The following is a 16,899-nucleotide window of genomic DNA, read 5'->3' as shown; positions in this document are numbered from 1 at the left end:
CGGCCCTCAGGCCTGGGCCAGAAGCGCCGCATGCCGCGCGAGGAAGGCGGCCCGCGATTCCGCCGGCGGCCGCAGACAGAGGGTCAGCCCCTCGAGCAGCCCGTCGGGCGGGCGGCCGAAGAGACGATCGGCCTCGGGGATCGAGAACCCCGCAATGCGCGTTGCCTCGAGCCAGGCCGAGACGCGGTCGGCCCGCTTGATCGCCCGCTTGACGGCCGCAGGCAGGACGGCCGGCAGGCCGAAGCGCAGATGCACCGCCGCCGCCAGGCGGGCATCGAGCGCCGCATAGGCCGGGCCGAGCTGCGCCTTCACCGGCGAGATCATGTCGCCGATGACATATTCGGGCGCATCATGCAGCAAGGCGGCCAGACGCCAGCGCGGCCCCGGCTCGGGCGCGCCGGGCAGGCCCAGCCGGCCGAAGATCGCCTCGACCAGCAACGCATGCTCCGCCACCGAATAGGGCCAGTCGCCCCGTGTCTGCCCGTTCCAGCGGGCCACGAAGGCCAGGCCATGGGCGATGTCCTCCACCTCCACGTCGAGCGGCGAGGGATCGAGCAGGTCCAGCCTGCGTCCCGAAAGCATCCGCTGCCAGGCGCGCGTTGCCATCCCCGTCCTCCCCTGCCGGCCCGGACGGGGATCCTGCCGTGCAGGAGCACGGGCCTCAAGACGGATCCGGAGGCGCGCGGTGGACGGGCGGGAGCGGGGATGCTAAGCGCCCCGCAGACCTGCCTCGTCCCATACAGGATCCCCTCCCATGCCGCTCGATGCCCCCGATCACATCGTGAAGGATCTTTCGCTTGCGGCCTTCGGCCGTCGCGAGATCGCCATTGCCGAGACCGAGATGCCGGGTCTGATGGCGCTGCGCCGCGAATACGGAGACAGCAGGCCCCTGAAGGGCGCGCGCATCGCCGGATCGCTGCACATGACGATCCAGACCGCGGTGCTGATCGAGACCCTGCGGCATCTGGGTGCCGAGGTCCGCTGGGCCTCCTGCAACATCTTTTCCACCCAGGACCATGCCGCCGCCGCCATGGCCGAGGCCGGCGTCCCCGTCTTCGCCGTCAAGGGCGAGACGCTGGAGGAATACTGGGCCTATACCGACCGCATCTTCGACTTTCCCGAAGGGACGGCCAACATGATCCTCGACGACGGGGGGGATGCCACGCTCTACATCCTTCTGGGCGCGCGCGTCGAAGCCGGCGAGACCGATCTGATCGCCGTGCCGACCTCCGAGGAGGAAGTCTGCCTCTTCAACCAGATCCGCCGGCGCATGGCCGCCACCCCCGGCTGGTTCACGCGCCAGCGCGATGCCATCCGCGGCGTCACCGAGGAGACGACCACGGGCGTCAAGCGCCTCTACGACCTGCACCGCAGAGGCCTGCTGCCCTTCCCGGCAATCAACGTCAATGACAGCGTCACCAAGTCCAAGTTCGACAACAAATATGGCTGCCGCGAATCGCTCGTGGACGGCATCCGCCGCGCCACCGACACGATGATCGCCGGCAAGGTGGCGGTGGTCTGCGGCTATGGCGATGTCGGCAAGGGTTCGGCCGCGAGCCTGCGCGGGGCCGGGGCACGGGTCAAGGTGACCGAGATCGATCCGATCTGCGCGCTGCAGGCGGCGATGGACGGCTACGAGGTCACGCTGCTCGAGGACGAGGTGGAAACCGCCGACATCTTCATCACCACCACCGGCAACCGCGACGTGATCCGCATCGAGCACATGCGGCGGATGAAGGACATGGCCATCGTCGGCAACATCGGCCATTTCGACAACGAGATCCAGGTGGCCGCCCTGCGCAACCACAAATGGACGCGCATCAAGGATCAGGTGGACATGATCGAGATGCCCTCGGGCAACCGCATCATCCTCCTGTCCGAGGGGCGCCTTCTCAATCTCGGCAATGCCACGGGCCATCCCTCCTTCGTCATGTCGGCCAGCTTCACCAACCAGGTTCTTGCCCAGATCGAGCTGTGGACGAAGCCCGGCGCCTATGCGCCCGGCGTCTATATCCTGCCCAAGCTGCTCGACGAGAAGGTGGCGCGGCTCCATCTGGAGCGGATCGGGGCCAAGCTCACGGTGCTCGACCAGAAACAGGCCGACTATATCGGCGTCTCTCCCGAAGGGCCCTTCAAGCCCGAGCACTACCGCTACTGAGCGCAGGGGCGGCCGGCCCCGGGCCCCGGGCTGCGGGCCGCAGGGCAGGGGCCGGGGCCTCAGTCGGGATCCGTTCCGCCCAGCGCGCAGATGCGCTCCCATTCGGCGCGGGTCACCGGCTGCACCGAGAGGCGCGAATGGCGCACCAGCACCATCTGCGCCAAGGCGGGATCGGCCCGGATCTCCGCCAGCGGTACGGGACGGGCCAGGGGCCGGACGGCCCGGACATCGACACAGTCCCATCGGTCATCGCCCTCGGCCGTGGGATCGGGATGGGAGGGGGCGATCACCTCGACAATGCCGACGACGGCGGGATTCTTCACCGAATGGTAGAAGAATCCCCGCTCTCCGACCTGCATCGCGCGCATGTTGTTGCGGGCCGCATAGTTGCGCACGCCGGTCCAGGCGCCGCCGGCCTCTCCCAGCGCCACCTGATCGTCCCAGCTGAAGGCATCGGGTTCCGACTTGAAGAGCCACCAGGCCATGCCATCCTCCTTCAGATCTCTGCCCGCAACGGGCGGTCGAGCAGCACGCGCAGGGCCTCGGGCAGGGTGAGGCGTCCCTCGACCAGGCCGGCCACCGCCGCCGTCACCGGCATCGCGATCCCGAGCCGCCCGCCCAGCGCCAGCGCCGCGCGGGCAGTTGCCGCGCCCTCGACCGTCACCCCCGGATCAAAACCCTCTCCCCGTCCGAGCGCGAGGCCGAGACGATAGTTGCGCGAGCCTTCCGAGGTTGCGGTCAGCACGAGGTCTCCGAGGCCTGACAGCCCCATCAGCGTCGTCTCCTCCGCCCCGAGGGCGATCGCAAGGCGGCGCATCTCGGCAAAGCCGCGGGTCAGCAGCGCGGCCCGGGCCGATTCGCCCAGGCCCCCGCCGATGCAGGCCCCGCAGGCAATGGCGATGACATTCTTGAGTGCGCCGCCCAGTTCCGCCCCCACGACATCCGCCGTGCGATAGAGCCGGAGCACAGGCGTGGACAGAAGCCTCTGCAGGCCTGTGCCCAGGGTCTCGTCGGCACAGGCGAGGACGAGGGCCGTCGGCAGGCCGCGGGCGATGTCGGCGGCAAAGGCGGGACCGGTGAGGATCGCGGGGCGGCTCCTGGGCAGGGCCGCGGCCATCAGTCGGGTGGGGCCTTCGAGGGTGGTGAGGTCGATCCCCTTGCAGCAGGCGACGGGCATGGCCTGCGCCAGATGCGCGCGATGTTCGGCCAGAAAGCCGCGCAGGGCCTGGGCCGGAACGGCCAGCAGCACCACATCGGCCGCCAGCGCCTCGGGATCGGCCGTGACGGTCAGGGCGGGGGGCAGTCGCAGGCCCGGCAGGCGCGCCGTCTCGCGCGTGGCGGCGAGGCGTGCCATCCCGGCCCTGTCGCGCCCCCAGAGTGTCACACGGCAGTCCTCCGGCGGCGATCCCGAGAGGGCCACAGCCAGCGCCGTGCCGAAGGCCCCGGCCCCCGCCACCGCGATCCGCGTCATGCCTTGGCCCCCTTGCGTCCGCCGCCCAGAATCGGCGCGGCGTGGGCATCGAGCGGCCAGCGGGGTCGGGCGATGAGGTCGCTGCCCGGCGCGATGCCGGCACGGGCCCGTTCGATGCCCGCCCAGGCGACCATGGCGGCATTGTCCGTGCACAGCGCCAGGGGGGGCGCGACGAAGCGCAGGCCGGCCTCGGCGGCGGCTGCCTGAAGCCCGGCCCGCACCCGGCGGTTGGCTGCCACCCCCCCCGCGACCGCAAGCGCCGTGGCGCCGGGAAGGAGCGCCACCGCACGGCGGGCCTTCTCGCTCAGGATCGTGGCCACCGCGTCCTCGAAGGCGGCGCAGAGATCGCGCCGGTCGCTTTCCCGCAGCCCGCCCTGTTCGGCCACCAGCCGGTCGCGCAGGCGCAGCACGGCGGTCTTGAGGCCCGAGAAGGACAGATCGCAGCCTTCGCGGTCCAGCAGCGGGCGCGGCAGGGCAAAGCGTCCGGGGTCGCCGCCTGTGGCGGCGGCCTCGACGGCGGGGCCGCCCGGCTGGGGCAGGCCAAGAAGCCGGGCGACCTTGTCGAAGGCCTCGCCGGGGGCGTCATCGAGGGTGCCCCCGAGACGGCGGAAGGATTCGGGCCCCTCCACGGCCAGGAACTGGGCATGCCCGCCCGAGACGAGGAGCATCAGATAGGGAAAGTCGAGCCCGTCGGTGAGCCGCGGCGTGAGCGCATGAGCGGCCAGATGATTGACCCCCCAGAGGGGCAGTCCCGTCGCCGCGGCAAGCCCTCGCGCCGTCATGACCCCGGCCAGCAGCCCGCCGATGAGGCCGGGCCCGGCGGTCACGGCGATCCCGTCGAGATCCGCCCATGTCAGGCCGGCTTCGGCCAGGGCGGTCTCGATGCACAGATCGAGCCGTTCGGCATGGGCGCGGGCGGCGATCTCGGGCACGACACCGCCATAGGCCGCATGAAGGCCCGTCTGCCCTTGCAGGATCGAGGACAGGATGCGCGGCCCCCCCGTTCCGTCCTGCACCACGGCAGCGGCACTGTCGTCGCAGCTCGATTCGAGGCCGAGCAGGGTCAGGGAGCGGTGAGCCACGGAGGACAGCGGGCCTTGCGGTTTCGGTCAGGCGCGGCCTAGCATCGCCCCCGCGCCCCGTCCAGCAGGCCACGGGCTCGGGGCGCCCCTCCTCTCCCTCCGGCACGGGATCATCGGCCCCCCATCCCTCCTCCTGACGCGACCGGATCCTGCAAGCCGCCGCTTCCTGGCGCAGATCGAGGCGCGGGCCCGGCAGCGGATCGAGGCCGTGATCTCGCCCGTGCTGGCCATCGAGCCGCTGCCCGTGGAACTGGCCGCCCCCCCGAAGGCCCTCGTGCTGACCTCGGAGAACGGGGCGGCGCGGGCCGGGGCGCTGGGGCTTGCGGGGCTGGATGCCTGGTGCGTGGGGCCGCGCACGGCAGCCGCGGCAAGGGCGGCGGGGCTGCGGGCCATCGAGGCGGGACCGGATGCCGAGGGGCTGATCGCCCGCCTCCTCGCCGAACGGCCCGCCGGCCCCCTGCTGCAGCTGCGGGGCGAGCAGGTGGCTGTGCCGCTGGCCGCGCGGTTGCGCGAAGGCGGCCTCGAGATCCGCGAGGCCGTCGCCTATCGCCAGCGGGCGCTGCCGCCGAATGCGGCCGCACGGGAGGCGCTGGGCGGGACCCGCCCCGTGGTGCTGCCGCTCTTTTCGCCGCGCAGCGCGGCGCTTGTGGCCGGCTGGGGCGGGGCGGTTCCCTTGCAGGCCCCCCCTGCATGTCGTGGCGATCAGCCCCGCCGTCGCGCGGCAGGCGGACAGGCTCGGGGCGCAGACGATCGGCATCGCGGACCACCCTGATGGAGCGGCGATGGCCGAAGCGACGCTGCGGCGGCTGGAGCAGGCCGGAGGAGCGGCGCTTGAGGGGTCGGAGCGGCCGGACTAGGTATCGGATATCAGATGGGGCCGCAGCGGCTCTGGCCAGGAAGAGGACCGCGGAATGACGCGCAAGGCGGGTTCCCGATCGGAGGGCGGAATGCCGGAACATCCTCCTTCTCCGGAGGAGGGGGGGCTGCCGCAGGCGGACACCGGGATCCGGACCGGGGACGCTGCGGCAACCGATGCGGTTGCTGCCGGCCCCCGGGATGAGGACCGCGAAAAGGCCCGTGACGAAGCCGGCGAAGCTCCGGATGCAGTCCGTGAGGGGACCGGCGACGCCCCCGGTGGCGGGACCGCGGACAGCGGCGCCGGGGCGGGCAGTTCGACGCAAGAGGCCCCCGCCGTCCCCGATGGGACGGCTGCTCCGGCCGCGCCCCCGAGACGGATCCCGATGAGACTCGGGCCCCCGATCCATCGGCTCCATTGGCCGGCGCCCCCGGGGCGATGCCCGGAACTCCGCACGGCGAGGCGGACGGGGCCGGCCGGCTGCCGGTCCTCGGGGTGGAGGAGAGCCGGCCGGAGAAGGAGCCGGATCGGGCGTCGGCGGGCCTGATGCCCCCCGCGGCGGGCGCGGCGCCGGGCGCGGGGGCGGGGGCGGCGATGCCCTCCGCGCGGCGGGCGCGCGGGGGATTCGGTGCCGGACTGCTGGGCGGGCTTCTGGTCTCGGCCCTGGCGCTGGGCGGGGGATGGTGGGCGCTCGACAGCGGGCGCCTTGCCCTGCCCCTGCCGGAAGGGATCGAGGCCCGGCTCACCGCTCTCGAGGCTCGGCCGGCACCGGACATCGCCGCGGCGATCGAACCCCTCTCGGCTGCGCTGACAGAGGCCGAAGGGCGGATTGACGCTCTTGGGGAGCGGGTCGAGGCCCTGTCCGCATCCGCCGAAGCCGCCGAGGCCCCTGCCGCGGGGGCTCTCGAGGAGAGCCTGGCAGGAATGGCGGCGCGCATGGCCACCCTCGAGGAACGGATCGCCGCCCTCGAAGCCCGCCCCGATGCCGGTGAGGCCCTCGGGACCGGCCCCCGGACAGAGGCGCCCCCTGACAGCGAGGTTGCGGCGCTGCGCGAGGAGCTGACGGCCCTCGGCGCGCGCCTTGATGCGCTCGAGGCGGCACAGGCCGATCTTGGCGAGCAGATCGAAAGCGGCCTTGCCGCAGCGCAACAGGCTGGGGAGCAGGCCGCCGCCGAGGCCTTGGCCATGGCCGAACAGGCCCGGGCCCTGGCGCAGGAGGCGCAGGCTTCCGCCGGGCGGGTCGAGGAGGCCGAGGCGCGGGTCGCCGCGGCCGAGGCCGAAGCCGCCCGCCGCGCCGCCCTGGCCGAGATCGCCGCGGCGCTCGAGACGGGGCAGCCCTTTGCCCCGGCGCTTGAGGCGCTGTCCGCGGCCGGAACGCCGGTGCCCGGAGCGCTGGAGGCGCTGGGAGAGGAAGGCGCCCCGACCCTTGCCGCGCTGCGTCAGTCCTTTCCCGATGCGGCGCGTGCGGCGCTGGCTGCGGCCCGCGAGGCCGGAGCGGCCGAGGGCGGGGGGCTGGGCGGCCTGCTGAGCCGCTGGCTTGCGCTGCGTTCGACGACCCCCCGCGCCGGAGACGACCCCGATGCCGTCCTCTCGCGCGCCGAAGCCGCTCTGGCGGAAGGCAACCTCACCGGGGCGCTGGCGGAACTCGAAACCCTTCCCGGGATGGCCCGCACCGCGATGGCGGACTGGCTGGACCGTGCCGAAGCCCGGGCGGCCGCCGATGCCGCCCTGGCCGATCTGCGCGCGGCCGTCCCCTGACCCCGACCTCCCTGCCGTCCAGTCCCCGAAAGGCCCGCGATGCTCTGGTCCCTTCTCAAGATCCTCCTCTTCGTGGCCCTTGTGGCAGCCGTGACGCTGGGCGGGGCCTGGCTCATGGAGCAGGCCGGCGGGGCGGTGATCGCGATCGGCGGCTGGGAGGTGACGCTGAGCCCGATCCAGCTTGGCCTGGCGCTCCTGATCCTGCTGGTCGCCTTGTGGCTGCTGCTGAAGCTCCTGGGCGTCCTGGGGGCGATCCTGCGCTTTCTCAACGGCGACGAGACGGCCCTGTCGCGGCATTTCAGGCGCAACCGGCAGCGCAAGGGGATGGAGGCGCTGACCGAGGCGGCCCTGCTGCTGGTCACCGGCGACGGGGCGGGGGCGCTCCGCCGGGCCGAGGCGGCCCGCCGCCATCTCGACGAACCGGAACTGGTGCATCTGATGATCGCCCAGGCGGCCGAGGCGGCCGGCGACCGCCCCCGCGCGGCCGAGGAATGGGCGCTGCTGGCCCGCCATGACCGGACGCGCCTGGCCGGGTTGCTCGGCCTTCTGCGCCACAAGATGGCCGAAGGCGACGACGTGACCGCGCTGCGTCTGGCCGAAAAGGCCTTCGAGGTCGATCCGCGCCACCGCGAGGTGCAGGATCTGTTGCTGCGCCTGCAGGCCGAATCCCATGACTGGGCGGGGGCACGCCGCACTCTGGCCGCGCAGCGCCGGACGGGCGGCCTGCCCCGGGATGTCCACCGGCGGCGCGATGCCATCCTGGCCCTGTCGCAGGCCGCCGATGTGGCCCGGGACGATGCCAGCATCGAAGCGCGCGAGGCCGCCATCGAGGCGAACCGGCTTTCGCCCGATCTCGTCCCCTGCCGCCGTCATGGCCGCGCGCGGCTATATCGCCCAGGGCCAGGCCCGCCATGCCGCGCGTGTGCTGCGCAAGGCCTGGGAGGCGCAGCCCCATCCCGATCTGGCCGCCGCCTTTGCCGAGATCGCCCCCTCCGAAAGCCCGTCCGAACGGCTGGCCCGGTTCCGGGCGCTGACCGATCTGCGTCCCGACCATCCCGAGACGCGCATGCTGAAAGCCGAGCTGCTGATCGCCGCCGGCGACTTTGCCGAGGCGCGGCGCGCGCTGGGCGATCTGCCCGAGCGCGAACCCACCGGCCGCAACCTGACGCTGATGGCGGCGATCGCGCGCGGCATGGGCGAGGACGAAGCCGCGGTGCGCGGCTGGCTGACCCGTGCGCTGGCCGCCCCCCGCGGGCCGCAATGGGTCTGCGACAATTGCGGACGCATCCATCAGGACTGGGTCCCGGTCTGCGAGAGCTGCCATGCCTTCGACACGCTGAGCTGGAAGACCCCGCCGGCCGAGGCAAAGCTGCCGGGCGGTGTCGAACTCCTGCCGCTGCTTGTGGGCGAGGCACGCCCCCCCGCCGCGCCGGACCGGGGGCACGGCGCCGCCGCGGCCATGCCGGAGGTGCCGCCCGTGCGGCCCGACAGCGAAGGCCCCCCTTCCGCTGTCCGCGACGCGATCGAACCGCCGCGACCCGATGTCGAACCGCTTCGCTGACCCCCTTTCCCCGCCGCCGGGCAATGCTAAGAGCCGCCCGGCGCCGCAGTAGCTCAGCTGGTAGAGCACGTCATTCGTAATGATGGGGTCGGGGGTTCGAGTCCCTTCTGCGGCACCAGATCTCCCCGTATCGCCCAACTGAGGGCCGCATCCCGCTGCGGCTGGCGGCAGCGGTCCGGCCAGAGGCCGCGGCGAATCGCTCCCGTCTTCCCCCGGGCCCCGCATTCCGCCCGAGACGCGGAGGCGCCGTCCCCCGGACAGAAATCGCCCAATCGGCGGACACTTTGGCCGGATCTGCCTGTTTTGCGGGCAGACAGGCCGCGCAATGGCCCGATCCGGCGCCGCCATGCCTTTTCCTTCCGCCTTCCGGCCTGTCCATTCCGCATGAGGCAAGACGGGGCGGACCCTTGGCGAGGCGGTATCGGATCCCGACGGGCGGGCAGAGGGCGCGGCGCGGCGCCTGTCCGGCACCGTGACCGCCCGGCCGTTGCCATGGCCCCCCGCCCCGGCAGGCCGGATCGGGATGCCCCGCTTCGGCCTGTCCGGGTCCGACCGGAGCGCCCCCCTGCCCGAGGCCGGTGCGGCGCCGGATGTCCCTGCGTCCCTGCCCCGGACGCGCGGCGCAGCGGCGGCGCGGGCGATCCGCCGGGACGGGTCCTCGCGGCTGGCTCGCTTCCGTCAGGAAGGATCGCTCAAGCTCCTCTGGCCGCATGGCGATGGCGAGGACCCTCTCGAGGCGGTCCTGCTCAACACCGCCGGGGGGCTGACGGGGGGCGACAGGCTGGATCTGCACCTGTCTGCGGGCGCGGGAAGCTGGCTTCGCGTCTCGACCCAGGCCGCCGAGCGGATCTATCGCACGGTTTCGGGGCCGGCGGAGATGACCGTGGATCTTCAGGTGGAGAGCGGCGGGCGTCTCGACTGGCTGCCGCAGGAGACGATCCTCTACGACGGCGGCGCGATCCACCGGCGTCTGCGGCTCGATCTGGGCTCCGGGGCGCGGGCGCTGCTGGCCGAACCGGTGATCCTCGGGCGCCGGGCGATGGGCGAGAGGGTCCGCCGCGCCTGGTTCCGCGACCGCTGGGAGGTGATCCGCGAAGGGCATCTTGTCTTCGCCGACCGTCTGCGGATCGGGGAGGAGGATTGGCCGGCGGCCGGGGCAGCGGCGATGCTGGGGGATGCGGGCGCCTGGGCCAGCCTCCTGCTTGTCGCGCCGGAGGCCGAGGCGCGGCTCGATCCGCTGCGGCGCCTTCTGCCCGGACGGGCCGGGGCCAGCCTCCTGCGGGAGGGGCTGCTCTTCGCCCGCCTCCTGGCCGAGGACGGATTCGCGCTGCGGCGGAGTCTCATCCCCGCGCTGGAGCTTCTGGGAAACCGGGCCCTGCCCAAGGTCTGGAGATTGTGAGGATTCATGCAACTGACCCCCCGCGAAAAGGACAAGCTCCTGATCGCCATGGCGGCCGAGGTCGCGCGGCGGCGGCTGGCCCGCGGCCTGCGGCTCAATCACCCCGAGGCCATCGCGCTGATCGCCGATGCGGTCATGGAAGGGGCCCGCGACGGCCGCTCGGTCGCCGAGCTGATGGAGACGGGGGCCCGGGTCCTGACGCGCGAGATGGTGATGGAGGGGGTGGCCGAGATGATCCCGGAGGTGCAGGTCGAGGCGACCTTTCCGGACGGCACCAAGCTTGTCACCGTGCACCAGCCGATCCGCTGACAGGGAGGGATGCTGTCCATGATTCCGGGAGAGATCCGGGTCGCCGAGGGCAATATCGAACTCAATGCCGGGCGCGAGGCCATCACGCTCATGGTCGGCCAACCGCGGCGACAGGCCGGTGCAGGTCGGCTCCCACTATCATTTCGCCGAGGCGAATGCGGCGCTGGATTTCGATCGGGGGCGGCGCGGGGCCGGCGGCTCGACATCCCCGCCGGCACGGCGGTGCGCTTCGAGCCCGGCCAGCGGCGCGAGGTCCGGCTGATTCCCGTCGGCGGGGCGCGGGAGATCTGGGGATTCAACGGCTGCATCATGGGCAGGCTCTGACGGCGCCATCTGCCCGTTTTCCGTGCAGATCGGTCCGGGCCGGGCCCCGGATGCCCCCTCGCGGGCGCGCCGGGGGCTGGCGCCCTCCCCGGCCGAGGCCGAAGCTCCCACCCGGATCGACAGGACCATCGTCATGCCCGTCACGATTTCGCGCCGCGACTATGCCGCCATGTATGGCCCCACGACCGGGGACCGGATCCGGCTTGCCGATACCGATCTGTGGATCGAGGTGGAGCGCGACCTGACCCTCTATGGCGAGGAGGTGAAGTTCGGCGGCGGCAAGGTCATCCGCGACGGCATGGGGCAAAGCCAGCGGTCGCGCGCCGAAGGGGCGGTGGACACGGTCATCACCAATGCCCTGATCCTGGACCACACCGGCATCTACAAGGCCGATGTGGGCCTGCGCGACGGCCGGATCGCGGGGATCGGCAAGGCCGGCAACCCCGATATCCAGCCCGGCGTGACCATCGTCGTCGGGCCGGGGACCGAGGCCATCGCGGGCGAGGGCCGCATCCTGACCGCCGGGGGCATCGACAGCCACATCCATTTCATCTGTCCCCAGCAGATCGAGGATGCGCTGCATTCGGGCATCACGACCCTGATCGGCGGCGGCACCGGCCCCGCGCATGGCACGCTGGCCACCACCTGCACGCCGGGGCCGTGGCATATCGGGCGGATGCTTCAGGCTGCCGACGCCTTTCCGGTCAACCTGATGTTCGCGGGCAAGGGCAATGCCTCGCGCCCGGCCGCCCTGGAGGAGCAGGTCCTGGCCGGGGCGGCCTGCCTGAAGCTGCACGAGGACTGGGGCACGACGCCCGCCGCCATCGACTGCTGCCTGCGCGTGGCCGATGCGATGGATGTGCAGGTGATGATCCACACCGACACGCTGAACGAGAGCGGCTTTGTCGAGGATACGATCCGCGCCATCGGCGGGCGCACCATTCACGCCTTTCATACCGAGGGGGCCGGCGGCGGCCATGCCCCCGACATCATCCGCATCTGCGGCGAGCCGCATGTGCTGCCCGCCTCGACCAATCCGACGCGCCCCTTCACCGTCAACACGGTGGATGAACATCTCGACATGCTGATGGTCTGCCACCATCTCGACCGCCGCGTGCCCGAGGATGTCGCCTTTGCCGAAAGCCGCATCCGGCGCGAGACCATCGCCGCCGAGGATATCCTCCATGACATGGGCGCCTTCTCGATCATCGGATCGGACAGTCAGGCGATGGGGCGCGTGGGCGAGGTCATCATCCGCACATGGCAGAGCGCGCACAAGATGAAGCGCCAGCGCGGGCGCCTGCCGGAGGAGCAGGGCGCGAACGACAATCTGCGCGCGCGCCGCTATGTCGCCAAATACACGATCAACCCCGCCATCGCGCATGGCATCGCGCATGAGACCGGATCGGTCGAGGCGGGCAAGCGCGCCGATCTCGTGCTCTGGCATCCGGCCTTCTTCGGCGTGAAGCCGGAGATGGTGCTGATCGGCGGCAGCATCGCCTGTGCCCAGATGGGCGATCCCAATGCCTCGATCCCGACGCCCCAGCCGGTCTGGTCCCGGCCGATGTGGGGGGCCTTCGGGCGCAGTGTCAACGGGGGGCCGTCCTCTTCGTCAGCGCGGCCGCGCAGGCGGCGGATGTCGGCCGCCGGTTCGGCTTGGCCAAAGAGACGGTCGCGGTGCGCAACACCCGCGGAATCGGCAAGCGGGACATGCGGCTCAATGATGCCCTGCCACGGATGGAGGTCGATCCCGAAACCTATGAAGTGCGCGCCGATGGCGCGCTGCTGACCTGCGAACCGGCCGCCGTCCTGCCGATGGCGCAGCGCTACTTCCTTTTCTGATGTTCTGAGGCAGGCCGGCCATGCCCGATCTTCCCCCCGCCCGATCCGTCCGGCGCGCTCCCCTGGGGGGGGAGCCGCATGGCCATGTGGTGCTGCGCCATGAGGAGCGTCTGCTGCGCCGCCGCCGCCTTGTCACCACCGGGGGGAGGGATTCCTGGTCGATCTGCCTGCGACCACCGATGTCGGGCCGGGGGATGCCTTCCTGCTCGAGGATGGGCGGCTGATCGCGGTGGAAGCCGCCCCCGAGGCCCTGCTGGAGGTCCGCGGCCCCGATCTGGCGCGGCTGGCATGGCATATCGGCAACCGCCACGCCCCCTGCCGGATCGAGGCGGGGCGCCTGCTGGTGCCGCATGATCATGTCCTGGCGGGGATGCTGCGGCAGCTTGGGGCCGAGCTGCGCGAGGTGACCGCCCCCTTCCAGCCCGAGGGGGGGGCCTATGGTCACGGCCGGACGATGGGCCACCATCATCGTCATGACGACCATGACGGGCATGACGGCCACGGCGACCATGACGCCGGGGCCGGCCATCCCGGGCAGGGCGGCGCAGGACAGGGGGCATGGAGGCTGAGGCGCATCTGACGCTCGCCCAGTGGCTCTCGCCTGCCTTTCCGACGGGGGGCTTCGCCTGGTCGCATGGGCTCGAGACCGCGGTGGCCACCGGCGCCGTGGCCGATGCCGCGGGGCTCGAGTCCTGGATCGGGACGCTGCTGCTTCGCGGGGCGGGGCGCAGCGATGCGATCCTGCTGACCGAGGCCGCCCGGGCCGAGGGGCCCGCTCTGGCCGCCCTGGCCGAGCTGGCGCTGGCGCTCGCCCCGTCGGCCGAACGGCTGGCCGAGATCCGCGAACAGGGGGCCGCCTTTGCTGCCGCGCTGCGGGGGTCCTGGGGATTCGATCTGCCCGATCTGCCCCTGCCGGTGGCGGTGGGCCGGGCGGTGGCGCTGGCCGGTCTGCCGCCGGGGCCGGCGGTGCGGCTCCATCTGCTGAACCTGGCCTCGGGGCAGGTGCAGGCGGCGCTGCGGCTCATGCCGCTGGGCCAGACCGCCGGGCAGGCCGTCCTGCGCCGCCTGATCCCGCTCTGCATCCGCATCGCCGAAGAGACCCGGACCCTGTCCGTCGAGGATCTCGGCGGCTGTGCCTTGGGCATCGACATCGCCGCGCTGCAGCACGAGACCTGCTTTCCGCGGATCTTCCGTTCCTGATCCTGCCCTGTTCCGGGAGACCCTGTGATGACCAGCCCCCACGGCCCCCTGCGGATCGGTATCGGCGGCCCCGTCGGCGCCGGCAAGACGACGCTCACCGCCGCCCTGGCCCGCAGTCTTCGGGACCGGCTGAGCGTCGCGGTCATCACCAACGACATCTACACCCGGGAAGATGCCGAGGCCCTGATGCGGATGCAGATCCTGCCTGCGGACCGGGTGATCGGGGTGGAGACGGGCGGCTGTCCGCATACCGCCATCCGCGAGGATGCCTCGATCAACCTCGCCGCGGTGGCCGAGCTCAACCGCCGTCATCCCGATCTCGATCTCATCCTGATCGAATCGGGGGGGGACAACCTGTCGGCCACCTTCTCGCCGGAACTGGCCGATCTGACCGTCTATGTCATCGATACGGCCGCCGGCGAGGACATCCCCCGCAAGGGCGGCCCGGCCATCACCCGTTCCGATCTCCTCGTGATCAACAAGACCGATCTGGCCCCCCATGTCGGGGTCAGCCTCGAGGTGCTGGCCCGTGATGCCGCCCGCATGCGGGGCGAACGGCCGGTGATCTTCGCCGCGCTGCGGCGGGGCGAAGGCGTGGAGGCCATCGTCGAAACACTTGCCCGTCTGGGGGGGCTTCCGGTCTGAGGCGGCCGGCCTTCAGACCTCTGGGGTCTCGGCCGCAGGACCGGTGACGACGACCCCGGTTCCCCAGTCGCGGCAGCGGGCGGCAAGGGCCGGCGCCAGGGGGCGGTCGGTGACGAAGGTCCCGATGTCGCGCAGCGAGGCGATGCGCGCCGGCGCGCTGCGCTGGAACTTGGAATGATCGGCCACGAGGATCGTCCGCCGCGCCTGCTCGATGACAGCCCGGTTCACGCCCACCTCCTCGATGTCGAAATCGAGCAGGTCGCCCTCCTCGTCCAGGGCCGAACAGCCGAGAATGGCGATGTCAAACTTGAACTGCCGGATCGTCTGCACCGTCAGGGGGCCGACAAGCCCGCTGTCCGCGCGCCGGATCGCCCCGCCCGACAGGATCACCGTGCAGTCGCGGTTGCCGAGCAGGATCTGGGCCACATGGACATTGTTGGTCACCACCAGAAGGTTGCGGTGGCCGCGCAGGGCGCGGGCGACGGCCTCGGTCGTGGTGCCGATGGCCAGAAAGAGCGAGCAGTCCTGCGGCACCAGCGCGGCGCAGGCCTGGCCGATCGCCGCCTTGGCGGCCCCGTGCAGCCGGCGGCGCTCCTCATAGCCGATATTCGCGATGCGCGAGGGCAGCACCGCCCCGCCATGGACCCGCTCGATCTGCCCGGCCTCGGCCAGATCGGCCAGATCGCGCCGGATCGTCTGGAGCGTGACCCCGAAATGCTGCGCCAGCCCCTCGACCGTGACGCGTCCGTCGCGGCGCAGAAGGTCGAGGATCTCGGGCTGGCGCAGGGTCTGGGACATGGGTGGGCGATCGCGTCGGGGGGATGGCTCTTGCTAGCAGTTTGCCGCCCCCTGCGCGAGGAGGCGCGCAACCGCGCGCCGATCGCGAAAGCGCCCACCCGAAACGAACAGAAACGAACAGAAATCTTTACAGATCGCGCAGCAATGGGTAATGTCTGGCGGGCCTGGCGGGCCGAAGAGGCGGGGAGAAGGCGGATATGGCGCAGCAGGACGGCGGCGGGCCCTTCGATCTCCTGGTGATCGGCGGGGGGGTGAATGGCTGTGCCATTGCCCGCGATGCGGCGGGCCGCGGTCTGCGCGTCGCGCTGTGCGAGGCGGGCGATCTCGGTCAGGGGACGTCCTCGGCCTCGACCAAGCTGTTTCATGGGGGGCTGCGCTATCTCGAATATCTCGAGCTGCGCCTCGTGCGAGAGGCCCTGGCCGAACGGGAAGTGCTGCTGCGGATGATGCCGCATATCGCCTGGCCGCTGCGCTTTGTCCTGCCCCTTCATCCCCAGATGCGCTTCGAGGCCTCGACCCCCGTCTCCCGCCTGCTGGGGCTGGCGATGCCCTGGGCCAGGGGGCGCCGGCCGGCCTGGCTGATCCGGCTGGGACTGGCCCTCTATGACGGGCTGGGGGGGCGCGAGATCCTGCCCCCCACGCGCAGCCTCGATCTGCGCCGGGATGCGGCCGGACAGCCGCTCCAATCCCGCTTCACCCGTGCCTTCGAATATTCGGACTGCTGGGTGGATGATTCGCGTCTTGTCGTGCTGCTGGCGCGGGATGCGGCGGCGCGAGGGGCGCGGATCCTGACCCGCTGCCGGGTGACGGAGGCGCGGGCGGACCAGGGGCTCTGGACGGTGCAGGCCGGCGGACAGGCGCTGCAGGCGCGGCTTCTGGTCAATGCCGCCGGTCCCTGGGCCGGGCAGATCGGCCACCGCCTCGGCCTGCCCGCGGAGGAGACGGTCCGCCTCGTGCGGGGGTCGCATGTCGTCACGCGCCGCCTGCATGATCATGACCGCGCCTATTTCCTGCAGGGGCGCGACGGGCGCATCGTCTTTGCCATTCCCTACGAGCAGGATTTCACCCTGATCGGGACCACCGATGTCGATCATCCGGATCCCGACACGCCCCCGGTCTGCACCCCGGAGGAACGGGCCTATCTGCTGGCCTTCGTGTCGGACTATTTCGCCCGTCCCGTGACCGAAGGCGAGATCGTGCACAGCTTTTCGGGGCTGCGGGCGCTGCATGACCCGGGCACGGGGTCTGCGGCGGCGGCCTCGCGCGATTATGCGCTGCGGCTGGAGACGGCGCCGGGGGCTCCGGTGCTGCATGTCATCGGCGGCAAGATCACGACACATCGCCGCCTGGCCGAGGCGGCGATGGAGCGGATCGCCCGGTGCTGGGCGTGCGGGGCCCATCCTGGACCGCCCGGGCGCCCCTGCCGGGGGGGGATTTCCCGGTGGACGGGGCCCCCGCCCTCATGGAGCGGCTGCGCGCCGATCATCCCTTCCTGG

General features: G+C 72.1%; 16 protein-coding genes, 1 tRNA gene and 3 pseudogenes. 15 read left to right on the top strand and 5 right to left on the bottom strand.

Annotated elements, in window-relative coordinates; translation table 11 throughout:
* Nucleotides 1-6: 6 nt before the first annotated feature.
* Nucleotides 7-606 carry an HD domain-containing protein gene (locus RUTHE_RS10075; RefSeq protein ID WP_021098294.1) on the bottom strand — a complete coding sequence of 200 codons (600 nt, stop codon included), beginning with the start codon at nucleotides 604-606 and terminating at the stop codon, nucleotides 7-9.
* A 148-nt stretch (nucleotides 607-754) separates the two neighbouring features.
* On the opposite strand from RUTHE_RS10075, the gene ahcY reads away from it, so the two are divergent.
* Nucleotides 755-2,158, top strand: a complete 1,404-nt coding sequence (ahcY, locus tag RUTHE_RS10070) for an adenosylhomocysteinase (protein WP_021098293.1) — start codon at nucleotides 755-757, stop codon at nucleotides 2,156-2,158.
* A 59-nt stretch (nucleotides 2,159-2,217) separates the two neighbouring features.
* On the opposite strand, the gene RUTHE_RS10065 is transcribed toward ahcY, so the two are convergent.
* Genes RUTHE_RS10065 through tsaD form a run of 3 tightly spaced genes read right to left on the bottom strand, consistent with a single transcriptional unit; the run spans nucleotide 2,218 to nucleotide 4,711 of the window.
* Nucleotides 2,218-2,643, bottom strand: coding sequence for an EVE domain-containing protein (locus RUTHE_RS10065; protein ID WP_021098292.1), 426 nt, complete (start codon nucleotides 2,641-2,643; stop codon nucleotides 2,218-2,220).
* Between the two features lie 11 nt (nucleotides 2,644-2,654).
* Entirely contained in the window at nucleotides 2,655-3,629 is a 975-nt protein-coding gene (locus RUTHE_RS10060; protein WP_021098291.1) for an NAD(P)H-dependent glycerol-3-phosphate dehydrogenase, read from the bottom strand.
* The gene (gene tsaD, locus RUTHE_RS10055; protein WP_021098290.1) at nucleotides 3,626-4,711 is read right to left on the bottom strand and encodes a tRNA (adenosine(37)-N6)-threonylcarbamoyltransferase complex transferase subunit TsaD; all 1,086 of its coding nucleotides are present in this window, start codon (nucleotides 4,709-4,711) and stop codon (nucleotides 3,626-3,628) included. The genes RUTHE_RS10060 and tsaD overlap by 4 nt, the downstream gene beginning before the upstream one ends.
* A gap of 208 nt (nucleotides 4,712-4,919) precedes the next feature.
* On the opposite strand from tsaD, the gene RUTHE_RS10050 reads away from it, so the two are divergent.
* From RUTHE_RS10050 to ureG, 13 genes and pseudogenes are all read left to right on the top strand, one after another.
* Nucleotides 4,920-5,483, top strand: coding sequence for a uroporphyrinogen-III synthase (locus tag RUTHE_RS10050; protein WP_021098289.1), 564 nt, complete (start codon nucleotides 4,920-4,922; stop codon nucleotides 5,481-5,483).
* Nucleotides 5,484-6,005: 522 nt separating this feature from the next.
* Nucleotides 6,006-7,325, top strand: a complete 1,320-nt coding sequence (locus tag RUTHE_RS15510; RefSeq protein ID WP_021098288.1) for a COG4223 family protein — start codon at nucleotides 6,006-6,008, stop codon at nucleotides 7,323-7,325.
* Between the two features lie 39 nt (nucleotides 7,326-7,364).
* Nucleotides 7,365-7,733: pseudogene (locus RUTHE_RS17600) on the top strand (heme biosynthesis HemY N-terminal domain-containing protein); the annotation flags it as partial.
* 388 nt (nucleotides 7,734-8,121) lie between these two features.
* Nucleotides 8,122-8,886, top strand: coding sequence for a tetratricopeptide repeat protein (locus tag RUTHE_RS17595; protein WP_245542221.1), 765 nt, complete (start codon nucleotides 8,122-8,124; stop codon nucleotides 8,884-8,886).
* Between the two features lie 42 nt (nucleotides 8,887-8,928).
* A tRNA-Thr gene (locus tag RUTHE_RS10035) sits at nucleotides 8,929-9,004 on the top strand.
* A 405-nt stretch (nucleotides 9,005-9,409) separates the two neighbouring features.
* Nucleotides 9,410-10,285, top strand: coding sequence for an urease accessory protein UreD (locus RUTHE_RS10030; RefSeq protein WP_021098286.1), 876 nt, complete (start codon nucleotides 9,410-9,412; stop codon nucleotides 10,283-10,285).
* A gap of 6 nt (nucleotides 10,286-10,291) precedes the next feature.
* Nucleotides 10,292-10,594: an urease subunit gamma gene (locus RUTHE_RS10025; RefSeq protein WP_021098285.1), complete on the top strand. Its 303-nt coding sequence runs from the start codon at nucleotides 10,292-10,294 to the stop codon at nucleotides 10,592-10,594.
* 18 nt (nucleotides 10,595-10,612) lie between these two features.
* Nucleotides 10,613-10,918, top strand: coding sequence for an urease subunit beta (locus RUTHE_RS10020; protein ID WP_021098284.1), 306 nt, complete (start codon nucleotides 10,613-10,615; stop codon nucleotides 10,916-10,918).
* 133 nt (nucleotides 10,919-11,051) lie between these two features.
* A pseudogene (gene ureC / locus RUTHE_RS10015) lies at nucleotides 11,052-12,760 on the top strand (urease subunit alpha).
* 20 nt (nucleotides 12,761-12,780) lie between these two features.
* Nucleotides 12,781-12,984: a hypothetical protein gene (locus RUTHE_RS18315; RefSeq protein WP_021098282.1), complete on the top strand. Its 204-nt coding sequence runs from the start codon at nucleotides 12,781-12,783 to the stop codon at nucleotides 12,982-12,984.
* 5 nt (nucleotides 12,985-12,989) lie between these two features.
* A complete protein-coding gene (locus RUTHE_RS10010; RefSeq protein ID WP_021098281.1) occupies nucleotides 12,990-13,340 on the top strand; it encodes an urease accessory protein UreE C-terminal domain-containing protein in 351 nt (116 codons plus the stop codon).
* The gene (locus tag RUTHE_RS10005) at nucleotides 13,319-13,960 is read left to right on the top strand and encodes an urease accessory protein UreF (RefSeq protein ID WP_021098280.1); all 642 of its coding nucleotides are present in this window, start codon (nucleotides 13,319-13,321) and stop codon (nucleotides 13,958-13,960) included. The genes RUTHE_RS10010 and RUTHE_RS10005 overlap by 22 nt, the downstream gene beginning before the upstream one ends.
* Before the next feature lie 27 nt (nucleotides 13,961-13,987).
* On the top strand, nucleotides 13,988-14,605 hold the full coding sequence (gene ureG, locus RUTHE_RS10000) for an urease accessory protein UreG (RefSeq protein ID WP_021098279.1): 618 nt from the start codon (nucleotides 13,988-13,990) through the stop codon (nucleotides 14,603-14,605).
* A 12-nt stretch (nucleotides 14,606-14,617) separates the two neighbouring features.
* Here ureG and RUTHE_RS09995 read toward each other — a convergent pair whose 3' ends face one another.
* Nucleotides 14,618-15,403, bottom strand: coding sequence for a DeoR/GlpR family DNA-binding transcription regulator (locus RUTHE_RS09995; protein WP_021098278.1), 786 nt, complete (start codon nucleotides 15,401-15,403; stop codon nucleotides 14,618-14,620).
* Between the two features lie 197 nt (nucleotides 15,404-15,600).
* Here RUTHE_RS09995 and glpD point away from each other — a divergent pair.
* A pseudogene (gene glpD / locus RUTHE_RS09990) lies at nucleotides 15,601-16,899 on the top strand (glycerol-3-phosphate dehydrogenase); the annotation flags it as partial.

It is taken from the genome of Rubellimicrobium thermophilum DSM 16684 (assembly GCF_000442315.1).
GTDB lineage: Bacteria > Pseudomonadota > Alphaproteobacteria > Rhodobacterales > Rhodobacteraceae > Rubellimicrobium > Rubellimicrobium thermophilum.
The sequence above is the reverse complement of the archived record's forward strand: the minus strand, read 5'-3'. Positions and strand labels throughout refer to the sequence as shown.